Here is a 20,655-nt window from a genome sequence, read left to right on the forward strand (position 1 = left end):
TTTCATTCCCTTTATATTATCCAAGACAAGAACAACATACACTTCGTATTTTCGTAATAAGTATAATTTATTCAACACTTAATGTTTGAGATTTCAGATTTAAAATCAAAAAAGCTTCCTGAGCTTCAAGAGATAGCCAAGGGACTAAATGTAGCCAAGTTTAAAACTTTGAAGAAGCTGGATTTGGTCTATCAAATTTTGGATGTACAGGCATCGAACCCGAAAATTGTAGAGGCAAGGACCGAAAAGTCTACCGAAGAGGACAAGCCGGCACCCAAACCCAAAAGGTCCAGAATTGTGAAGGCAAAGCCACAGGCAAAGGAAACCAAGTCTCCTGCCCCAAAGAAAGAAGAGAGCAAGGACACCAATGCGGATCAAAAGACGGCTTCTAGCCCGACTCCTGCCCCAACAACTGAAGATAAAAAGGAAGAGCAAAAACCTGAGCGTAAACCAAGGCAGCACAATAAGTCCAATCAAGGAAAAAAAGAGCACCAAAAGACCGGTTCACAACAAAATAGTTCACAACAGAACACCCAGCAAAACAATAAACCTCAGCATAAAAAAAATACCCATCATCAAAAGGGCGGTTCGGACAAGAACAATAGCAACTTTGATAAAGACCTTAGAAATAAATACAAAGAACCCGAATTTGAGTTCGATAGTATTATAGAAAGCGAAGGTGTTTTGGACATAATGCAGGACGGATACGGATTCTTAAGATCTTCCGATTACAATTATCTTTCCTCACCAGATGATATATATGTTTCCCAATCACAGATAAGACTATTTGGACTTAAGACAGGGGATACCGTTCTTGGCAACGTTCGTCCACCTAAAGAAGGGGAAAAATATTTTCCTCTTATAAAGGTTAATAAAATTAATGGAGTTGACCCCCAAGTAGTAAGGGACAGGGTAGCTTTTGAGCATCTAACACCCTTATTCCCTCAAGAGAAATTTAACTTAGCTGAAAGACAAAGTACCATTTCCACGAGGATCATAGATTTATTCTCTCCAATAGGAAAAGGACAAAGGGGCATGATTGTTTCTCAACCTAAAACAGGTAAGACAATGCTCCTAAAGGATATCGCAAATGGTATAGCAGCCAATCATCCTGAGGTATACCAAATTATCCTTCTGATAGATGAGCGCCCAGAAGAAGTTACCGATATGCAACGCAACGTTCGCGGAGAGGTAGTAGCCTCCACATTTGACAAAGAGGCTACAGAGCATGTTAGGGTTGCCAATATAGTATTGGAGAAGGCCAAACGCTTGGTAGAATGCGGACATGATGTAGTGATCCTTCTGGATTCCATCACTCGTTTAGCGCGTGCATACAACACGGTTCAACCTGCTTCCGGAAAGGTTTTGAGTGGTGGTGTGGATGCCAATGCCCTTCATAAACCTAAACGTTTCTTTGGTGCCGCCCGTAACATAGAAGGCGGAGGATCATTATCTATCATTGCCACCGCACTTACAGAAACCGGATCCAAAATGGATGAGGTGATTTTTGAGGAATTTAAGGGAACCGGTAACATGGAATTACAATTGGACAGAAAAATATCCAACAGAAGAATATTCCCTGCCATTGACCTTACCTCCTCTAGTACAAGACGTGATGATCTGTTGTTGGATGAAAATACCATTCAAAGAATGTGGATCATGAGAAAGTATTTGGCCGATATGAATCCTGTAGAAGCCATGGAATTCATTGAGCAACGCTTTAAGCAAACAAAAAACAACGAGGAATTTTTGATGACAATGAATCAATAATTACTAGCAGTATACCCCTTATATAAAGGGAAAATCTTTAATCCCATTTGGTTGGTAACCAAATGGGATTTTTTATTTTCTATTACTATATATAAAAAAAAATGCCGCCTAAGCTCTTGAAATTTTTGTAGCTATATAATAATGTGTAATTTAACTTTTTAATTTTAACAAGGGTTTTCCCCCAATCCTACTCATAAATGCAACATTTATTCAAAGAAAAAACTTGTAAAAACCCGTCTTATGAAAAACCAAAGAAAAAATTTCTTGAAATTATTTTTAACATCCCTAATTGTTATAGGATTTCTGTCTTGTGAAACCAAAAAAGATAAAAAACCGGTAACCGTGCAGGAAGTATCGGAAGTTACCGCCCCTAAACAAATTGTTAGCGTTGCCCAAGCCAAATCCATGTACGACGCCTATGGGGAGCGCAGGGTAGGCTTAATAGAGAAATTTGAAAATGAACAAGCCCCTGAGAAAAAATTTGATGTGGCCCGCTTTGGGTATTATGACTATAATACTATTAAAGATTACCTTGCCTATATTGAGCAGGAAGCCAAAAAGGCCAACGTGGAAATTTCTACGCTTCGGTTTTACTTTTCTAACTACCCGGATAAAAAATCCTTTGAAGACGGAAGGGAAATTAAACATCCCAAACAAAATTCTTTCTTTATCATCCCTACTCTAAAAACAGAAGACGATAGAGATTACGGATTTTATATAAGGGAAGAAGACGATGGTAAAAATGTTCCCGTACTACTAACTGATAATCTAAATCCCAAAAAAGGAAATGATTCCGATATGCAACAGCAAACTGAACGTAAGTCCGAGGCTTCTTTCCTTCCCAACGCCGCCCCTGACATGTTTTACGAAAAAAACAAAAGTCTAATAATGAATGAATCCAATATGGTTCCTCCCCCGTATCACGAGGATTAACTAAAGTTCTGATAACACTATAGACAAAATGCAGATATTGGATACTTTTTTAGAGAATGCCAGTGAGCCCATTTATGCCCTAACCCTTGTCATAGCCCTAATAAAGTATCCAAAATACTTTAGTACCCCATTGAAATATTTCCCAATACTTCTTATGTACACCTTATTAACTGAGGTATTGGGACATATTACCAGAAACTATGAGGTATACCATATTGCTATTTTTTCTTCCTATGCTAGTTATAATGTGATAATTTATAACATTTATAATATCATATTTTTTAGCTATTTCTTCTTTGTATATTGGAAATATATAAATAATCGTTTCTACAAAAATATTATAGTTGCCAGTGGGTCATTGTTTCTTATCCTGTCGGCTATAAACCCATTCTTTCAGGATTTTAAATTGGAAGCACAGATGTACAGTTATTTAACCGGGGCCATTATCATGCTAATGTGTATTGTACTCTTCTTCCTTGACCACCGCAATGCAAAGGATAAACTGGATTTTAGGTATACCGGTATTAAATGGATCAGTATTGGCCTGTTTATTTTTTACGCCGGATATTTTCCTATAAAAGTTTCCATATATCAAAGTTACCTAAGCCTTTATACAGAATATATACATCTTAGAAGGATACACCTTACCCTGATAATAGTCTCCTACAGCTGTTTTATTATTGGTTTTGTGAGGATGAAAAAAAAGTTCTGGATTTAATATGCCCTCTACTTTTTAAGATACACGGTCTTTTTATTTACAAACTCCAACATCCCTTCCATAGATAATTCCCTGCCATATCCAGAAGCTTTGGTTCCCCCAAAAGGCAATCGAGGATCGGATTTAACCAATTCATTAATAAAAAATGCCCCATCAGGAATATCGGAAATGCAATCCAAGGCCGCATCAGTATCCTGGGTAAACAACATTGTTCCCAGACCATATTTGGATTCCATGGCCAACGTAATAGCTTCTTGTCTATTACTTGCCTTAATTACACTTGCCACCGGACCAAAAAGCTCCTCGTTAAATGCGGGCATACCCTGAGCCACATCGGTCAATATAGTAGGTTCATAAAAAGCAGCCTCCCTATTGTTTCCATAATATACCTTGGCGCCCAATTCAATTGAAACTGCTACCTGTTGGGACAGGTCTGCAGCAAGATCTTCCCTGGCCATCACCCCAACTTCCGTATCCATTTCCAGGGGATCACCTGTTTTTAGTGCACTTATTTTATCCCTGAACTTCATCAAAAATTCCGAATAAATTTCCTCTACCACAATAAACCTTTTGGCTGCAATACAACTCTGACCGGTATTCTGCATGCGGGCCATAACCATGGTATCCACATATTGGTCCAAATCGGCATCCTCCCATACAATACAAGCGTTGTTACCTCCGAGTTCCATAACCGTTTTTTTCAAATACTGACCTGCCATTGCCGCTATAGCCCTACCCGCTTTTTCACTACCTGTCAAGGTTACCCCCTGAACAATAGGGTTGGCAACAATTGATTCCAATTGCCCATGGCCAACAAAAATACTTTGAAAGCAACCCTCAGGGTAACCTGCCTCCAAAAACAATTCCTGAAGGACTGTTGCGCAGCCTGGAACATTACTCGCATGTTTTAAAAGTACCGTATTACCGGCCGTTAGGGTTGGTGCCGCAAAGCGGATAACCTGCCAAAAAGGAAAATTCCATGGCATAACGGCCAATATACACCCCAAGGGGTCATAACTAATAAAACTTTCGTCCGCCTCTGTTTCAATTAGGTCATCAGATAAAAATTGAACCGCATTCTTGGCGTAAAAATCGCAGGCCCATGCACATTTTTCAATTTCAGAAATCCCCTGTTTAATAGGTTTTCCCATTTCCTTGGACATGAGCATGGCGTAGTTCTCTTTTTTCTTTAACAACAAGGAGCTCAGTTTTTTTAGGAGTGCCACTCTATGTTCAACACTTTCCACCTTCCATTCCTGATAACAGCCTGATGCGCTATCCAGAACAGTATTAATTTCCGTTTCCGATAATATTTTATACTTATTCAATGACTCCCCTGTGTATGGGTTTACTGACTCTATATATTCCATTTGTAACATTTTAGGCTTGCCCACAAATTCACGGAAGCCTGTTTAACATTATTTATTTATACTCTTTGGAAAGATTTCAATAAGTCTTTCCCTATCCAACTTGTTGTCTATATTATCTACTACATCCTTTTTTAAAGCTACCAGCTCCCCTTGCAGCGCTTCTTTATTTACAGCTGAAATTTCCGTGTCTCTTTCTGCATATACCAAGGCATCCAAAAGTGTTTTGACCACGGAACTATCTTTTTTGGAATACAATCGGATAGGCTGCACCAATAGTTGTAAAAGGTCTTTGGCCAAAATATTATTCCGCACCAGAACAAGTTTGCCCTCCTTTACAGAGATGGAAGTTTTATTTGGTAGCCGCATCATTTTAATTAGTAAGGGTACAAGGTTATTTATGGCATTGATTGCCGTTCCTGGGTCATTAATACCGGGTGACATTGCTTTCACCGCTATTTCCATAAGTTTAATTGCTCCCCCCAGTCCATCTCCCAGGTCGGTTCTACTCTTGGACAGATGAAGGCAAAGCGACAATTTTTCCAATTCCTTATCCGCTATAGACTGTTTTATACCCAATACCGGCATTCCTTCCCAAACACGCTCGCCCACATAAGGCAAAACTTCCATAGTAAGACCTTGTTCAAGCAGGGAATCGTCAATAAAATTCTCCTCGAAACCTCTGAAGTAACCCGACTTATGGGCCCTGATGGTTGTACCGTTGGTCATTTTAAATTCTTGTAATCCAAGTTGGGAATTAGCTTGCTGTTTCAACTCCCTATCCATGTATTTTGAGCTAGTCTGAAAAATGTTGTCTATTATATTATTTATTTGAATAGCCGTGGAAATACTGTGTATAAAATAAACGAACAGCCCCACGCACAACACTCCCAAAACTGCCGCCAACATGGTTGACAGTCCAACGGAATTGGCATCCATCTCTCGGGCCCCCAAGACAATTAACACCAGTATACAATATAGCAACGATCCTATATATACCCCTAAAATTATTTGATGCCGCTTGTTGGAGACCAACCCGGGCAGCAGCCGGGGCGAAAAATTGGCAGAAGCCTGACTCAGCACTACCATTACCATGGTAAAACTAAAAACGGTCAATGAGAGAATCCCGGATATCAAGGTAGTCAATATGGCCCGTGAGGTTTCTTTGTCCTTTATAAAAAAATATGGAACCTCTTCCTTGAGGGACTTAGCGAGTTCTATAGTCTCAAACTGCAACATTAACAAAGCCATTAAAAAAAACATCATAGAAATAAGAACAGGGTAAAACGCAATACTGCGAAGCACTCGCCCGTAAATCTTCTTAGAATATTTTAAAATGGATTTTAGCATAATACAACTAATTTACCGCTTACCTAAAGGTAGGCAATAGTTCTATCGCAAAAAAGCCCTCCTAAGTTAGTTTTTGACGAAATACACCAAATGGCTACTGATTATAAGATACTTACAAAACCCCACACTCCATTAGCGTCAAGAATATTTGGAATACAGGACGGATAAGCAATGAAAAGCCAATAAATTTGTATCAAACAAAAGGGTTACTGCAATACTATGGATAGACTTACTATACAAGTTCTTAAACTTAAGTCGCTTAAATAGTATAATATATCTTAAAATAAGAAGGAAAGGTATTTCATTTTAAGATATAGATGATTAGGTTGGTTGTTTTAAAATGGTTCCGAGACACTTTTTTTTATCGGAGCCATTTTTCTATTTAAAAATACCTGCATATATTGCCCTAAAGACCCTAGAATTTTCCTTTGAACACTTGGAATTATTGGCAAACACCTTGATTATGGACTTAAAAATAAACGATGCCTGGAGCAAAATGCTCAATAGATTGACCTCGTGGTTAGACAGTCTAATAGTAAACTTACCCAACATCATTCTAGCCTCGGTCGTATTTATAATCGTTTTAATACTTTCTAAATATGTTACCAAACTTACTTGGAAGCTACTGAAAAAAAGTAGCCTTCAAAAATCCATGAAGAATGTCATAGCCAAATTACTTTCGGTGCTGGTTATTCTTACAGGCTTATTTTTTGTATTGGGAATACTGGATCTAAGCAAAACCCTAAACACCATCTTAGCCGGTGCGGGGGTTGCGGGACTAGCAGTAGGGTTGGCCCTGCAAGGTGCCTTGGCCAATACCTTCTCAGGGATTGTATTGTCTTATATAAAGCATATTAAATTTGGGGACTGGATAGAAAGCAATGATTTTTCCGGGGAGGTAATCGACATTGACCTACGGGCGGTTACCATCAAACAACCTGATAACAATTTGGTGTATATCCCCAACAAATTGGTATTGGAGAACCCAATTAAGAACTACTCTACTACCTCACAATCACGGGTAATACTTAGCTGTGGGGTAGATTATTCGTCCAACTTGGAATTTGTACGGGATTTGGTGATCAAGACCATAGAGTCTAGCTTTGAAAATGTGGGGACAGACAAGGAAATTATTTTTCTATATACAGAATTTGGTGATAGCTCCATAAACTTTGAGACCCGGTTCTGGATTACCTCCACCTCTTCCCTTGAGGTACTCAAGGCCAAGACCCAAGCCATGATCGCCATTAAAAAGGCCTTTGATGCCAATGACATTAACATTCCGTTCCCCATACGTACATTGGACCTGCCTAAAGATTTTAGAAAGAACATCTAGGATTCAGAGGTAATCCATTGCCCTAAGGCCATTTTAGGCCCACAATAAAGATTGTATAGCTGTATCAATGCCCAGAATTTTCCTTTCGCCTCGCATCATGGGTATTTTTATTGGTATTGTAGAATATCCATAAATGGAAAACAGCACATAAAACTCAATTTTCCCTATATAAGAGTAATGGAACAAAAAATATGATTTATTGGGTCAACAGCTTCCGTAACAACATATTACCTTCGTCCTAGATGATGTTATGCGGGAGGCATCACTTAAAAAATTCTCTCCGCTAACTTTAAAACCACATATACAATGAGCACATACACTGCAACAGTAAGTGAAAAGTTAAATGACCTATTGGAAAAGACCTACGACGCCGAAAAAGGATACAAAAAGGCTTGTGACAACACGGACAATCCGTATCTGAAATCGTTCTTCGAAAAAAAGAGTGCAGACAGACAACGATTTGGACTGCAACTAAAAAGCGAGATCGGTAGCTTGGGACAAGAATGGAAAAAAGACGGAAGCCTGGCAGCTGCGGCACACAGAACATGGATGGATTTCAAGGCCTTTTTTTCGGCCGATGACGATGAGGCTATGTTAGAGGAGGCCATAAGGGGAGAAAAAGCCTCTGTGGAGGAATATAAGGAGGTACTTTCTGATGCCAGTCTACCACCCAGTACTACTACCTTATTAACACAACAAATGAACCAAATTGAAGCAGATCTCAATGAAGTAAAGCGCTTAGAAGACTTAAGTTAAGTACCATAACAATTAAATCAGCAAAGAGGATGCCTGGCATCCTCTTTAAGGTTTTAAAAAATAGTCCTGATGATACAAAGATTAACTGCTCTCCAAATTATACCTGTGAACAATAATTTTTATTAAATAAAATTTATGTACCACAAACTATCTAATACCGCTAGTAGAACAACATTGGAAAAGGAATTAAACAAGCGTTTTAAATATCCGAATTTATATCAAAAACATATATTGATAAACGGTATAGACGAAGTAACTATTCCTATAATACCCATGGAAGAAGAAAACTTGATTGTACCTGCCATTTGGGGAATTCTACCAGAAAATTATAAAGATGATTGGAGTGTTTTTCAGAACATCTTCAATTCTTTAAATTTAAATATTAATTCCCTTGACAACCCCTCCTGGTACTCCAATGCCCTTCTTAACAGGAGGTGTCTTATTCCTGTTACAGGATTTTTCACTTCCTACTTAATTGACGGCATTCTATATCCATACTATTTTCACAGGAAGTCCGGATTACCATTTTGCTTAAGCGGCATTTATAACAAACTGGAAGATGGTTTCCTTAGCTGTACCATCATCACCACCCATAACAAACAGGGGCCAAAAACGATTCAAAATATAGATGGTAGTATTCCTTTGCTATTGCCAAAAAATCTTAATCACGCATGGCTAAGTCCGGATCTCAACAAGGTTGATATTCAAGAAATGTTAAATAGCGCCCCCAACTACAATTTAGTAGCACACCCCATTTCAAAGGAATTTTTCAAAAATAATATCTCCTACACCTCCATGCTAGAGCCCGTTTACTATGAAAAAGCGCCTCGAGGCATGATCCTTAAAAACGGGATAGAACTATTTACCTTGTAAAACTGACCCTTGCTTATCCCCGCAATCCCAATTTCCATACTCATATTTTGCATACCCTACTAAAAGGACCGCTTTCCATACTAATATTAGTGTAAATCGCTTTGCCCAACAAATAGCCTTAAATTTATTTACAGCCTATATTATAAGAGGTCTAACAGTATAATTTAGATCAACAGCTAACAGCCTATTTATCAAAAATTTACAGGCACCAACACTAAATTTATCTGAGTCAATTATTAACTGGATATCGACAAGCCAACTCTAAAAATACTAGGATATTTGTATAGAGGGCAATTGATAAAGCCCGCATTATTAACCTAAAAACAAAAAACTATGTTACGTTGGACAGTCACATTTGTAATATTGGCAATCATAGCCGCAATTTTTGGATTCGGTGGTATAGCCGCAGGGGCCGCAAGTATTGCTAAAATTTTATTCTTTATTTTCTTGGTTCTTTTTATTATCTCCTTATTTACAGGGAGGAAAAAAGTCTAAGAAGGATTTACCGAGCTATAGTCCTTAATAGATATATAGCCATTGAGCAGAACACAAATTTTACAAATCTTAAAATTTAAAAACATGAAAAAATCAATAGTATATTTCGTATTAACCTTATTATTTACTTTTTCCCTTTCAACCTTAAATAGTTGTAGGGAAGATAAATCTGCGGGAGAGAAAATAGAAGAAGGAGTTGAAGATGTAGGTGATGGAATTGAAGAAGGTGTAGAGGAGGTTGAGGATGAAATAGATGATGCTACGGACTAGCATTGGAAAACTTTCCAGATTAAGAAACATCTATCTATAACGGACATTTTCCTTTCCGGACCATGTCCGTTTTTTTAATCTTCAAATTATAGAATTTAGCTGAACCAAAAGTTCAATGGGAGATATGAAGGTAAAAATGCGGCAACATTTTACTAAATAGATTGCTAAGGCTTAAGTATTAGAAATTAAAGACAATTATTAAAATATTAGGACATGACAAGTGAGTTTGCAAAAAATGAAAAGGAAATTATTCAAAAATATCAAAGGGAAGGATATACAAGTAATTATAGAGTTGAAAACAATAGCTTATTGGACTTGGATAGCAAAAAGAATTACATTCCGGAAGACGTGCATATTGTAGCAGAACATCGTTTTGAAGGTATGAGCAATCCTTCGGACATGTCTATTTTGTACATCTTAAAAACAATGGATGGTAGCAAAGGGACTATTTTGGCCAATTACAGCCCTGCCAGTAATCTAGAGACAGCCGAATTTTTTAAAAAGATCCCCAAGAAAAATTACTTGTAAACCTATAATACTATGAACTACGTGACAATGAGGTCTTTACCTCTGATGTAACAATAACAAAGGACAAAGTAAATAGCATGGCAATACGATACCCTAACGGGTCCTATTGCTAGAACAAAAGTCGAAAGTTAGTTTTAACTAGTTAAAAAAATGTTTATCTAGTTATCTTCCAATTTAAAAAATCATCATCTTTGCTTAAACGGTACTGTTCTCTGCTAGGCGGCAGGATAGATACCGTTATACACCAATAAAAGCAAAGGATGAGAATCTATTTAAAATTCGATTTCAACACAATCTGTAAAACTGTGATACAGGAGCAACTGAACGCTATGGGCATGGATTACACCATCCATGGGGTTGGAGAGGTTGAATTTAGAAGGAAGCCCACTCAAGATGAAGAGCAAAGAATGGAGGATATGTTGGGTAATTATGGAATAGAAATCATGGATGATCATCAAATAGCCTTGGTACAAAGAGTAAAGGATACGGTAACGGAATGGATCCTAGACGAGGAGCTTCCCAAACGTTACAATTTCTCTACCTATCTATCGGATAAACTTAATTACACCTACACCTATTTGTCCTCTATCTTTTCTGAGGCCACCTATTCCTCCATTGAAAATTTCGTTATCTTAAAGAAAATCGATATTGCAAAAACCTTTATTGGTCAAAACAATTTAACGTTAACAGAAATAGCATACAAACTTAATTATAGTAGTGTGGCACATTTATCTGCCCAATTCAAAAAAACGACCGGTTTAACCCCTTCAAGCTTTCAGAAAATAATTAAAAAGCGAAAAGAAAGATCATTAACCAAAGAATAACCAAACGTAGTTATGCCTTTACACACCCTCAATATTGCCTTGGCCGATGATGATGAAGATGACCGAATGTTATTTAAGGAAGCCATAGATGAAATTAAGATAAAGACCAAATTATCATTGTTCAACAACGGTGAGGAATTAATGGAGCATCTAAGTCTGCCAGGGGTAGTTTTGCCACAAATTGTATTTCTAGATTTAAATATGCCTATAAAGAATGGCATGCAATGTCTGCATGAAATACGAAACACCCCCTGTTTAAAAGAATTATTGGTAGCCATCTATTCTACTTCCTCTTCGGAAGCCGACATAGAAGAAACCTTTATTAATGGCGCCAACATCTATATTAATAAACCCAATAGTTTTGGGGCCCTTAAAAAGGCCATAGACAAAGTCTTACAGCTTAATTGGCAATACCATACATCTGCCTTGAACAGGGATAACTTTTTGTTACGAATTTAAAGTGGATTTGGTATGACCTGGCACAAAGTGGTATCATCAACTAAATTTTTTGCGATCCTACTAGTCCTGGCTGTTGCCCTGTTAATGTTTATTGGCAGTGTTAGTTACAAGCAAGTGATTCGCCTAGGCGAATCGGCCGATTGGGTTTCCCAGTCCCTGAAAGTGGACATGGAAATTGACCAGCTTTTTTCGTATTACCACCAAATGCAGTCCGTTGAATTTAAGAACCTGCTTTTACGAGATACCTTGGGCATATCTAGCTATGAAGTTTACAAACCCCAAGTACTATCTTCCCATAAAAAATTAAAAGAACTAACATACAACAATCCGGTTCAGCAAAAAACACTCCTAAGAGTCATGCATTGGCAAGATAGCCTTTACCGAGCCTTGGCGACCATGTCTTCCATTCCTTTCCAAAAGACCACCTATTCTAAAAGCGATCAGGATAAAATAGCAAAAGTATCCGAGGTTTTGACGCAGCTCAACTTACTAAAAAACCAAATGCAGCAGGAGATGCAGCTGCAGCTTGCCAAAAGAAAGGACGACTATAAATCCCAAATATTTTTCACCCCTTTAATGACATTATTGCTGGGAATGTTCGCCTTGATTATTTTCGTTATTTCCTATTTGCAAATCAACAGCCAACGGAAAAAAACAGCGAGAACAGAGAAATTTCTTCAAAATGTATTGAGCAGCACAGAGAATATTATAAGTTATTTTTTACCCATCTACGATTCCGCTGGGGAAATCAAAGATTTTAGTATAGCCTTCACCAATGAAAAAATAGAACAGGTATTAAGCCAAAAGCCAGATGAACTAGTTAACGGTAAGATGTCCGATTTAATCCCGGATAATTTTAAGAATGGTATATTCCAAGAATTGGTTGCTGTTCTCAAGGATAAAAAAGCACGCAAATTTGAAAAGCCTTTTGAATTTAAGGGTACTACATTCTGGTTTAAGACCACTGCTGTTGAAATGGAAAATGGGGTTCTTACAACCTCTATAGACACCACCTTGGAGAGACAGCATAATCAAAACCTAAAGGTTCTGAACCAGCAGTTGGAAACCCAAAATAACCACCTGGAAGATACTCAGGCATTTTTGAACAGTATCTTGGAAAGTACGAGCAATACGGTAAGCCACCTCTCTACGCAACGGGATGCCCAGGGACAAATAAAAGATTTTAAATACTTGTTCGCCAATAAGGAAATAGAAAAGCTGACAGGTATACCCGTTGCGGAAATAGTAGGTAAATCCATATCCCAAATATTCCCATTTATAAAAGAGAACGGATTATTTAACCTTATGGTTAAATGTGTCAACCAAAAAAGCATGGAGACCCACGAAGCCAAGTATACCTTTCAGGATCGGCAGGCATGGATACATACTACCATTAATAACTTAAACAATGGTCTTACCCTGACCTCCCACAACAGTACCCAGATTGTTGAAGCCAAACAACGTTTACAGGAACTAAATGAACAATTATCGGTGCAAAACTCAATTTTGAACGACGCAGAAGAAGTTGCCAAAATTGGTAGCTACCGTTGGAATATTACAACTATGCAGGCCACTATGTCCGATAATTTTTACCGACTACTGGAATGTGAACCTGGAGAATTCCCTCCTTCCCCGGAAAATTACCGGCCTTTTGTTCATCCAAAGGACCTTGTTGAATATGAAAAAAACTTTAAAAGTGCACTTGAAGAAAAATTAACCAACAGTTTTACCTACCGCATCGTTACTAAAACAGGCAAGGTAAAACACCTACAAAATTCAGGGCATTACCTCCAAAATGAATTCGTTGGTGTGGTAAAGGACATCTCCACCGAATTAAGGAACGAACAAAAGTTAATAGATAAAAATCTGGAACTTAAACGTTCCAATAAAGAATTGGAATCCTTTAGCCGTGTGGCCAGTCACGACCTACAGGAACCCCTAAGAAAAATACAGCTGTTTATTTCCAGATTAACCGAAAGAGATAACAGTTCCTTTTCCAAACAAGAGGAAGAATACCTTAAAAAAATATCCTCATCTGCCAATAGAATGCAAACCCTAATCAAGTATTTGCTCTCCTATTCAAGGCTAACTACCACAAAAAAAGATTATGACAAGGTTAATCTAAACCTTGTTATGGAAAAGGTACAGGAAGATCTTGAGGCTCCTATAAAAGAAACAGGTGCCCAAATTATCACAGGAGAACTTCCCATGGTAAAAGGAATATCCTTTCAGATAGAACAACTGTTCAGAAATCTAATTTCCAATTCGGTCAAATACCACAGTAAGGGATGCTCTCCAAAAATTTTAATAAACAGTACAAAACTGGAGCGCGGCGAGATCAAAGACAAATTTAGAAAAAAGGCCAAACACTATTTCTGCATTTCCATAGAGGATAACGGTATTGGATTTGCCCAAGAGGACGCCAACAAAATATTTGAGCTATTCCAACGCCTGCATAACAAGAACCAATATTCAGGGACAGGTATAGGTCTGGCCATCTGCAAGAAAATTATAGAAAAACACAAAGGTCATATAGTAGCTATTAGCGAACCGAATAAAGGAGCTACTTTTCACATTTATTTACCGGCCTAAAATACACAGTACCAATTAAACTTTTTATCCTTCCCGTAGACCATTCCAGTTCTTTTGGGGGCACCCCACTATGGCCATTGTACGGAACTTACCGAAACACTTTCCTCCTCAAAAACACTGCTCCAACCCAATAAATTACTGCCCTTATCACACAAAACACCCCTTTTTCATGGAATTATATAACAGAATATAAAAATTGTATAACAAAAAAAGCCCACTCTATATCGAAATTTGTACAACACAGAAATAAACATATAAAGACAACAACCATGAAAAAAACATTAAATCAATTTTCATTGAATTCTAAAGTTGGTAAAAGTTGGACTTTGGATTCACTTCCCGAAAAGATCAATGGTCTTTCCGAAAATTTTATACTGGGAATGACCCATCAAAAAATTGACTCCCAATAGGGTCAATAACGTTAAATGCCAAGGCTTTATAAGTCATTGGAAGGTTAACCAAAAAGCAAAATGTCCAAAATGTTGATCATTACAGCCTCAATTATGCTCGCTATCTGGGCTGTTGGCCTTTTTATCTACGACATGGGCATAAACATACATTTTACTCTTTTGCTGGCTGTAGTACTCATTATTATAAGGGTGATACGAGAAAAATAGAACACTAATCTTAAAACAAAGAACCATGAAAATAGTATATCTAAAATCAAATAATATAGAAAGTATATTTAATCAGTTACAGCAGGATATGGGAGGGAATTTAACGACTCGTCCTCAGGAATATACGCTACGGCTAGACAATGAATTGGTTCGTGGAATTATTACAGGAGTTTCTTTTAAGAATAACATATCCTTTATGGAGTATGACCTTTGTTTTAGTAATAATACGGTTATCATTAATAATATGCCCGTTTCCAACCCCATACATTTTATGTACTGTGCAGAAGGCAAAATAGCCCATAGTTTTGGTATAAAGGGACAGAAAAGGCCATTGAATCAATTTCAAACAGGAATTTTTTCATGTGACCCCAGTATGGACACTACCCTGTTCTTTGAGAAAAATGTAAATGTAAAGCTCTCTAATATTATGGTAGACACCCAAAAGCAGAACTCTGGGGACGAGGGTTCCGATCTTCTGCAAAAACAGCTTTTAAAAACATTTATGCCAAAAAAGGATAATGAAATATTTGCATATACGGGGTCCTATAATTTACAGATAGCCGAAAAAATGCAACAATTAGAAAGTATCAACCAAAAAGGGTTGGTAAGAAACCTTTTGATAAAAGGAATAGTACATGTTATGCTGGCCTTGGAAATACAGCAGCACAAAGAGGATAAGAAAAATGCTAAAAATAACTTTGGTTCCTTGAGTAAGGAAGAAATTGAAGATATAAAAGAATTGGCAGAGTTCATCAGAAATTACCCAGAGGTGCAATATAACCTTAAATACCTTAGCTCCAAATCTGGTTATTCACCCGCTAAATTACAGGAAGGGTTTAAACTGTTGTTCAATAGAACGGTAACGGATTACATTAGGAACGTTAGAGTTGAAACAGCCGAAAACCTTATTAAAACCACTGACCTTAATATCTCCGAAATTGTGTACAGTGTTGGACTTACCAGTAGAAGTTATTTCTCTAAAATATTTAAGGAAAAATACAACTGTAGTCCAAAATACTATCAGGACCATCAAAATTCGATAGCTGTTACAGCCTGATATATAGTTTGATTACATTCTCCACAACCAGTCTAAGCGACTGGTTTTTTTGTGCTTTTCATTTAGATGTATATCCCAAAACACTAGTCGCCACGGATCTATATAATGCCTAGAAATTTCTTCATCCATTAATATAAATTAGAAACTCCTGTAAGCCCAAGAAGAAGCAATGCTTTACCTGCTAGGGCCATTTCGTTTTTTTGATCACAAAAAAACGGCAAGATATTGGTTTCTTGCCGTTTTTGGTAAACTGTAATAAGATCTAAACCTTAGAATGTTTTTAAGGAAGCCCTCAGCATCCAGGACATCTGTTCATGCACTTGCATAATTCCCGTAATAAAATCGGCTGTTCCCTCATCATTGTGTTCTTCTGCATTCTCATTGATACTTTTTCTAATAAACTTAATTATGGTATTGTGGTCTTCCAGTAATTGCTCCATAAAACTGGCACTGTCGTTCTTCTGTGGACTGGTATCCTTTAAATGGGATAGCTCCAAAAAGTCTCCCAGGGTCCCTGGGGAATAAAATCCCAACATTCTAATCCGCTCAGCTACCTCATCCACAATCTTTTCTATTTTATTGTATTCTTCCTCAAAAAAGACATGTTTGGTATGGAAGTCGATTCCCTCCACATTCCAGTGTGCATTTCTTAATTTGGTATAGAGTAAATATTCGTCTGCCAACAGTTTACGCAGCATACCTACCACCGCTTTTCTATTGTTTTTTTCAATTCCGATAGTAGCTTGTGTTGTTTCCATAAAATCTATATTTTTTATTATTGTTACTTGCTACAAGATAAACCTCAGACCCTAATAACATTGACGTAAACCATTTTTTACTTATCACTATTAATTTATGGATGCCAACATCTACTTTACGGTCATTTTAGCTTCCTATTTCTTTATTTTCAATATTCTGTTCTTCCATTATCCGTATAAAATCAGTTGGGGAATGCACCTTAAAAAATGCAGTACCCACTATTATAATCGGGCAAATGAGCAAATGAGGTTTGTTTCTAAGAATATTGAGCCAGCCCTCCGATTCCAAATCTACATCTGGACTGCCGTATTCCTTAATAAAATCTGGATGCTTCCTATGAACAAGATCCGCAATCCCTATGCCCAGACCTTCTGCTAATTCTGTCCATTGCGTCCCAGTAACTTTGGTTTTTGCAATATCGATAGCCAGAACACTCCTTTTAGCTGTGGTAACATAGGGATAGGTTTTCTTGCCCAAAGAGGTTCCAGAGTGATAAAAAAGCGTAATTTTTCTTGCGTCCTTTGAAATGGTACCCATTTTGTTTTTAATTAAAAGATAAGGAATAGGAGCAATTGGGATGGCGCATTTAAATTTTAATTTAATGCTATTACAGCGAAAGAAGCTCTAGTCTTTTTCGCCATCACCGGTAAGTGTATTAACAATACCGTCCTTTACATTGAGCCACAAATAATTGAAGAAGGATTTGGTAACATCGCGTTCTGCATATACGGAGCCATATCTATACCCGTTTTTATCGGTATTGGAACCGTCATTGGTAAAAATATTGCCAATAAAGGTCAATAACTTATTTACTCTCAAGCGGTCTTTCTTTAAAACCTCAAAACGAAAATCCTCATACTTCATTTTCATATCTCCACCCGAACTAATGGCGTCTCCACTAATAGTAAAATAAAGTTCCTTTATATCACCTTCCGCTTTTGTGCGAAGGTTGGGTATCAGAAATTCATTGATACTTCGCGATTTAAAATCCCTGACCACTCCCTTTAAGAAAAAGGCATCGCTATTATCGTTACAGTCAAAATCCCAATATATATGAATTGGGGCATGCCCCATTAACTTTGAGGTGATATCTATTTTAGTTTTATTACCGGGTTCATAGGTATTGGAAATATTATTAAGGGTAGCATCTAAATGGGTAAAGGTAAGTTGCCCTGGTTTTCCCCCTGCTTGGACCAATTCTGAATAAGCAATTTCACCATTGGTAATTCTCGTTCGGGAGATATCCAAATCTATGGGCAATTCCCGTATCATCTTACTGTACAACCTCTTTTTTTCCCAATCGTCTTTCACCAATTTATCCCGATAAACAACTAGGTTTGGATCATGGATATTTAAAGCTTGTGCTTTTATAAAAAATTTTTCTACATTAAAGCCGAAATCGATTTTGGCAGATGAAACTTCGGCAATGGACAATTGTATATGATCATGTTCCTTATTTAGTCTTTTGGAAAGCTCCTGCCTTGTGTATTTGGACTTTAACAATAGCTGTTTTAAGCTAAGCTCGTCCCCAGCTACAGTACAGGCTTTTATACTCAAGGTTTCAAAAGGCCCCAGATCCAAAAATACATTGCCTGTATTTAAGGAATATCCCTCATAGTGCAGAGGTATAGTGTTTTGTATTATATTCCCATCCGTCTTAAGTTCCTCTACTTCCATATTCCATTGCTCTACCTTAAGTTTAACGGAATCGCCCGCTCTTGCCATGCCTATTAGCTCCCCGTCAATAATTTCAAAGCGATCAAGGCTCATTTTCGATTTTATTTTTGCCGCCATCTCCCCCCTTCTTTTGCTGTTTTTAAAATCGTGGCCAAGGCGATAACGCACTATTGGGTTGAGCAGGCTAATTTTCTGAGCTCCTATCCTATTGTGAAAAAAATAATTAAAATATCCAAAGCCGTCCATACTAAGGGCATCTATCTGAATATCCAAAATTTTTGAAGTCGTATCAGCCTTTATATAGTGCATGCTAACGCCATTCAATATAATAGAACCCTTTAATATGTTCAATTGTAATTGGCCATAAGTGAAGTTAATATCTTTGGGGATTACCTCATTAATATAAGCCGTTACGTATTTCTTGGCCTGGAACTGCATAATGGCCAATAGTACTATTGCGATCCCAATTGGAATACCAATAATTTTAAACACCCTTGTTTTGGATACCTGTATTGCCATAATAAGTTAAAGACCTGTTCCTTTATGAAAGGTTTTCATACAAAATTCAATCATAAAATATTAATATCTGATCCAAGCGAAATTAAAATTGACCTATTTGGTCTAAGTAATATATATAAACTACCTATCAATGGCGTTATTTTTTGTTTTTATGAAGACCAAGAGGTTTATACCTTTTTAGTAATATTGTAGAAAAATAAATCGATGATGAAAAAAACACTAAGTCTATTTGCTATTTTGACCTTTACCTTCATTGGGGCCAATGCCCAATCCATTTCTGAAAATGCCCTTGGTCTACGGTTTGGGGACAATGACGGATTTGGAGGAGAAATTACCTATCAACGCGCTGTATCTGAAGACAATCGATTGGAGTTTGATCTAGGGTGGCGCGATTCCAACAATGTGGATGCTTTTAAATTAGTTGGACTCTACCAATGGGTTATGCCAATTGAGGGAGTATTTAATTGGTACGTTGGGGCAGGAGCCGGAATTGGTTCTTTTGATTCTCCCGGCGGCGATGGAACTTTTGCCTTGGTGGCAGGGGATATAGGTATTGAATGTAATTTTGATTTTCCACTATTGCTCTCTTTGGATATTCGGCCAGAGTTAGGATTCAATGACAACTATTCTGATGATTTGGATTTGGATATTGCATTGGGAATACGATACCAGTTTTAATAGAAAATCCCGCAACAAAACCAACAACCCTAGATTCAATCATTGATTTCTAGGGTGTTTTTTTTTAGCTCTTTCTTTATCAATACAATTCAGAAAAACAGAATTGTTTCAGATTCCCTTTTCACACCTTCTCCCCAGCCTAAACCGGCCAAAAGCTTGCGCCCACAATTAATTCCCACTCAGCTCCCAAGTATCCCAAATGGACCACTTGCTAGGCTTGTACTCAAAAATATTGACTATTGCCCTTTAAACAACACTTGATCTTTCTTTATTGATTCTCTCCTAAGTTTTTTTTAAATTACTGAAATAAAATCGATTAAACCTTAGAAATGAAAAAACTAGAGGGACAGGTAGTCATTATTACTGGTGGAGCAAGAGGCATTGGAGAAGGAATTTGCTCCATTTTTTGTCAAGAAGGGGCTACCGTAGCCTTATGGGATATTTTAGATGATGGACAGGAAACAGCCAATAAAATTGCTAAGAAAGGCGGCAAAATATTTTTCCAAAAAGTAGATGTGGCCCAGCAGGAATCGGTTGATACGGCCGTAGCAAAAATTATAGCCAAATATGGTAAAATAGACGTTCTGATCAACAATGCAGGAGTTATCCGTGATAGATCTATCCTAAAAATGAGCCGAGAGGAATGGGACCAGGTAATGCGCGTAAATGTAGACTCCCTATACATAACCGCCAAAGCGGTAATACCCCATATGAAGAGTGCCAAATATGGTAGGATTATTTCCGCTTCTTCTATAAATGCCTTTCAAGGGGCTTTTGGGCAAACCAATTATACCGCCAGTAAAGCTGCCATTGTTGGCTTTACCCATTCACTATGTCGGGAAGTAGGCAAATATAATATCACGGTTAATGCCGTTGCCCCCGGATTCATAAAGACCGATATGACCGATTCCATGCCAGAAGATGTAATTAACGCTGGGATCGCCACCATTCCTGTGGGACGAATAGGTACCCCTGAAGATATGGGAAATGCCTATTTATTCCTGGCTTCCAGGGAGGCCGGATTTATTAGTGGCCACACCTTACATGCCAATGGGGGTGCCATGCCCATGTAGTGGT

At 37.7% G+C, this 20,655-nt stretch carries 22 protein-coding genes; 17 read left to right on the forward strand and 5 right to left on the reverse strand.

Going from position 1 to position 20,655, the window contains the following annotated elements; genetic code table 11:
• The first annotated feature begins 81 nt into the window (after window positions 1-81).
• From rho to EHW67_RS09735, 3 genes are all read left to right on the forward strand, one after another.
• Window positions 82-1,770 carry a transcription termination factor Rho gene (gene rho, locus EHW67_RS09725; protein ID WP_126162195.1) on the forward strand — a complete coding sequence of 563 codons (1,689 nt, stop codon included), beginning with the start codon at window positions 82-84 and terminating at the stop codon, window positions 1,768-1,770.
• Between the two features lie 240 nt (window positions 1,771-2,010).
• Window positions 2,011-2,703, forward strand: a complete 693-nt coding sequence (locus EHW67_RS09730; protein WP_126162196.1) for a hypothetical protein — start codon at window positions 2,011-2,013, stop codon at window positions 2,701-2,703.
• A 28-nt stretch (window positions 2,704-2,731) separates the two neighbouring features.
• Window positions 2,732-3,421 (forward strand): hypothetical protein, encoded by a 690-nt coding sequence (locus EHW67_RS09735; RefSeq protein ID WP_126162197.1) that lies wholly within the window; start codon window positions 2,732-2,734, stop codon window positions 3,419-3,421.
• Window positions 3,422-3,429: 8 nt separating this feature from the next.
• Here the strand turns inward: EHW67_RS09735 and EHW67_RS09740 are convergent, their stop codons facing one another.
• On the reverse strand, window positions 3,430-4,791 hold the full coding sequence (locus tag EHW67_RS09740) for an NAD-dependent succinate-semialdehyde dehydrogenase (protein ID WP_126162198.1): 1,362 nt from the start codon (window positions 4,789-4,791) through the stop codon (window positions 3,430-3,432).
• A gap of 48 nt (window positions 4,792-4,839) precedes the next feature.
• The gene (locus EHW67_RS09745; protein WP_126162199.1) at window positions 4,840-6,138 is read right to left on the reverse strand and encodes a DUF2254 domain-containing protein; all 1,299 of its coding nucleotides are present in this window, start codon (window positions 6,136-6,138) and stop codon (window positions 4,840-4,842) included.
• 463 nt (window positions 6,139-6,601) lie between these two features.
• On the opposite strand from EHW67_RS09745, the gene EHW67_RS09750 reads away from it, so the two are divergent.
• The 12 genes from EHW67_RS09750 (at window position 6,602) to EHW67_RS09800 (ending at window position 15,945) form a co-directional block, all read left to right on the forward strand.
• Complete coding sequence (locus tag EHW67_RS09750; protein ID WP_126162200.1) at window positions 6,602-7,474, forward strand: mechanosensitive ion channel family protein; 873 nt, start codon at window positions 6,602-6,604, stop codon at window positions 7,472-7,474.
• Between the two features lie 306 nt (window positions 7,475-7,780).
• The gene (locus EHW67_RS09755; protein ID WP_126162201.1) at window positions 7,781-8,230 is read left to right on the forward strand and encodes a ferritin-like domain-containing protein; all 450 of its coding nucleotides are present in this window, start codon (window positions 7,781-7,783) and stop codon (window positions 8,228-8,230) included.
• A gap of 135 nt (window positions 8,231-8,365) precedes the next feature.
• The gene (locus tag EHW67_RS09760; protein WP_126162202.1) at window positions 8,366-9,103 is read left to right on the forward strand and encodes an SOS response-associated peptidase; all 738 of its coding nucleotides are present in this window, start codon (window positions 8,366-8,368) and stop codon (window positions 9,101-9,103) included.
• 333 nt (window positions 9,104-9,436) lie between these two features.
• Window positions 9,437-9,598 carry a DUF1328 family protein gene (locus EHW67_RS09765; protein ID WP_126162203.1) on the forward strand — a complete coding sequence of 54 codons (162 nt, stop codon included), beginning with the start codon at window positions 9,437-9,439 and terminating at the stop codon, window positions 9,596-9,598.
• Window positions 9,599-9,682: 84 nt separating this feature from the next.
• Window positions 9,683-9,868 (forward strand): hypothetical protein, encoded by a 186-nt coding sequence (locus EHW67_RS09770; RefSeq protein ID WP_126162204.1) that lies wholly within the window; start codon window positions 9,683-9,685, stop codon window positions 9,866-9,868.
• A 213-nt stretch (window positions 9,869-10,081) separates the two neighbouring features.
• Window positions 10,082-10,396, forward strand: coding sequence for a hypothetical protein (locus tag EHW67_RS09775; RefSeq protein ID WP_126162205.1), 315 nt, complete (start codon window positions 10,082-10,084; stop codon window positions 10,394-10,396).
• 260 nt (window positions 10,397-10,656) lie between these two features.
• The gene (locus EHW67_RS09780; RefSeq protein WP_126162206.1) at window positions 10,657-11,220 is read left to right on the forward strand and encodes a helix-turn-helix domain-containing protein; all 564 of its coding nucleotides are present in this window, start codon (window positions 10,657-10,659) and stop codon (window positions 11,218-11,220) included.
• A 12-nt stretch (window positions 11,221-11,232) separates the two neighbouring features.
• Window positions 11,233-11,679 (forward strand): response regulator, encoded by a 447-nt coding sequence (locus EHW67_RS09785; protein WP_126162207.1) that lies wholly within the window; start codon window positions 11,233-11,235, stop codon window positions 11,677-11,679.
• A gap of 12 nt (window positions 11,680-11,691) precedes the next feature.
• Window positions 11,692-14,271, forward strand: coding sequence for an ATP-binding protein (locus EHW67_RS09790; protein WP_126162208.1), 2,580 nt, complete (start codon window positions 11,692-11,694; stop codon window positions 14,269-14,271).
• Window positions 14,272-14,540: 269 nt separating this feature from the next.
• Window positions 14,541-14,681 (forward strand): hypothetical protein, encoded by a 141-nt coding sequence (locus EHW67_RS20375; protein WP_158285117.1) that lies wholly within the window; start codon window positions 14,541-14,543, stop codon window positions 14,679-14,681.
• Window positions 14,682-14,750: 69 nt separating this feature from the next.
• Window positions 14,751-14,888: a lmo0937 family membrane protein gene (locus EHW67_RS21000; RefSeq protein WP_158285118.1), complete on the forward strand. Its 138-nt coding sequence runs from the start codon at window positions 14,751-14,753 to the stop codon at window positions 14,886-14,888.
• Window positions 14,889-14,913: 25 nt separating this feature from the next.
• The gene (locus tag EHW67_RS09800; RefSeq protein ID WP_126162210.1) at window positions 14,914-15,945 is read left to right on the forward strand and encodes an AraC family transcriptional regulator; all 1,032 of its coding nucleotides are present in this window, start codon (window positions 14,914-14,916) and stop codon (window positions 15,943-15,945) included.
• Window positions 15,946-16,214: 269 nt separating this feature from the next.
• Here EHW67_RS09800 and EHW67_RS09805 read toward each other — a convergent pair whose 3' ends face one another.
• The 3 genes from EHW67_RS09805 to EHW67_RS09815 form a co-directional block, all read right to left on the reverse strand.
• Complete coding sequence (locus EHW67_RS09805) at window positions 16,215-16,703, reverse strand: Dps family protein (RefSeq protein ID WP_126162211.1); 489 nt, start codon at window positions 16,701-16,703, stop codon at window positions 16,215-16,217.
• Between the two features lie 127 nt (window positions 16,704-16,830).
• Complete coding sequence (locus EHW67_RS09810; protein ID WP_126162212.1) at window positions 16,831-17,241, reverse strand: hypothetical protein; 411 nt, start codon at window positions 17,239-17,241, stop codon at window positions 16,831-16,833.
• A gap of 87 nt (window positions 17,242-17,328) precedes the next feature.
• Window positions 17,329-18,900 carry a hypothetical protein gene (locus tag EHW67_RS09815; RefSeq protein WP_126162213.1) on the reverse strand — a complete coding sequence of 524 codons (1,572 nt, stop codon included), beginning with the start codon at window positions 18,898-18,900 and terminating at the stop codon, window positions 17,329-17,331.
• A 207-nt stretch (window positions 18,901-19,107) separates the two neighbouring features.
• Between EHW67_RS09815 and EHW67_RS09820 the strand changes: the two genes are divergently transcribed.
• On the forward strand, window positions 19,108-19,578 hold the full coding sequence (locus EHW67_RS09820) for a hypothetical protein (RefSeq protein WP_126162214.1): 471 nt from the start codon (window positions 19,108-19,110) through the stop codon (window positions 19,576-19,578).
• A gap of 329 nt (window positions 19,579-19,907) precedes the next feature.
• Window positions 19,908-20,651 carry an SDR family NAD(P)-dependent oxidoreductase gene (locus EHW67_RS09825; protein ID WP_126162215.1) on the forward strand — a complete coding sequence of 248 codons (744 nt, stop codon included), beginning with the start codon at window positions 19,908-19,910 and terminating at the stop codon, window positions 20,649-20,651.
• Window positions 20,652-20,655: the final 4 nt, after the last annotated feature.

Source organism: Arenibacter aquaticus, assembly GCF_003957295.1.
Classification (GTDB): domain Bacteria; phylum Bacteroidota; class Bacteroidia; order Flavobacteriales; family Flavobacteriaceae; genus Arenibacter; species Arenibacter aquaticus.

Coding starts and splice junctions, on each gene's coding strand:
- rho (WP_126162195.1), top strand. CDS start 82: ATGTTTGAGATTTCAGATTTAAAATCAAAAAAGCTTCCTGAGCTTCAA.
- EHW67_RS09730 (WP_126162196.1), top strand. CDS start 2,011: ATGAAAAACCAAAGAAAAAATTTCTTGAAATTATTTTTAACATCCCTA.
- EHW67_RS09735 (WP_126162197.1), top strand. CDS start 2,732: ATGCAGATATTGGATACTTTTTTAGAGAATGCCAGTGAGCCCATTTAT.
- EHW67_RS09740 (WP_126162198.1), bottom strand. CDS start 4,791: ATGGAATATATAGAGTCAGTAAACCCATACACAGGGGAGTCATTGAAT.
- EHW67_RS09745 (WP_126162199.1), bottom strand. CDS start 6,138: ATGCTAAAATCCATTTTAAAATATTCTAAGAAGATTTACGGGCGAGTG.
- EHW67_RS09750 (WP_126162200.1), top strand. CDS start 6,602: ATGGACTTAAAAATAAACGATGCCTGGAGCAAAATGCTCAATAGATTG.
- EHW67_RS09755 (WP_126162201.1), top strand. CDS start 7,781: ATGAGCACATACACTGCAACAGTAAGTGAAAAGTTAAATGACCTATTG.
- EHW67_RS09760 (WP_126162202.1), top strand. CDS start 8,366: ATGTACCACAAACTATCTAATACCGCTAGTAGAACAACATTGGAAAAG.
- EHW67_RS09765 (WP_126162203.1), top strand. CDS start 9,437: ATGTTACGTTGGACAGTCACATTTGTAATATTGGCAATCATAGCCGCA.
- EHW67_RS09770 (WP_126162204.1), top strand. CDS start 9,683: ATGAAAAAATCAATAGTATATTTCGTATTAACCTTATTATTTACTTTT.
- EHW67_RS09775 (WP_126162205.1), top strand. CDS start 10,082: ATGACAAGTGAGTTTGCAAAAAATGAAAAGGAAATTATTCAAAAATAT.
- EHW67_RS09780 (WP_126162206.1), top strand. CDS start 10,657: ATGAGAATCTATTTAAAATTCGATTTCAACACAATCTGTAAAACTGTG.
- EHW67_RS09785 (WP_126162207.1), top strand. CDS start 11,233: ATGCCTTTACACACCCTCAATATTGCCTTGGCCGATGATGATGAAGAT.
- EHW67_RS09790 (WP_126162208.1), top strand. CDS start 11,692: ATGACCTGGCACAAAGTGGTATCATCAACTAAATTTTTTGCGATCCTA.
- EHW67_RS20375 (WP_158285117.1), top strand. CDS start 14,541: ATGAAAAAAACATTAAATCAATTTTCATTGAATTCTAAAGTTGGTAAA.
- EHW67_RS21000 (WP_158285118.1), top strand. CDS start 14,751: ATGTTGATCATTACAGCCTCAATTATGCTCGCTATCTGGGCTGTTGGC.
- EHW67_RS09800 (WP_126162210.1), top strand. CDS start 14,914: ATGAAAATAGTATATCTAAAATCAAATAATATAGAAAGTATATTTAAT.
- EHW67_RS09805 (WP_126162211.1), bottom strand. CDS start 16,703: ATGGAAACAACACAAGCTACTATCGGAATTGAAAAAAACAATAGAAAA.
- EHW67_RS09810 (WP_126162212.1), bottom strand. CDS start 17,241: ATGGGTACCATTTCAAAGGACGCAAGAAAAATTACGCTTTTTTATCAC.
- EHW67_RS09815 (WP_126162213.1), bottom strand. CDS start 18,900: ATGGCAATACAGGTATCCAAAACAAGGGTGTTTAAAATTATTGGTATT.
- EHW67_RS09820 (WP_126162214.1), top strand. CDS start 19,108: ATGAAAAAAACACTAAGTCTATTTGCTATTTTGACCTTTACCTTCATT.
- EHW67_RS09825 (WP_126162215.1), top strand. CDS start 19,908: ATGAAAAAACTAGAGGGACAGGTAGTCATTATTACTGGTGGAGCAAGA.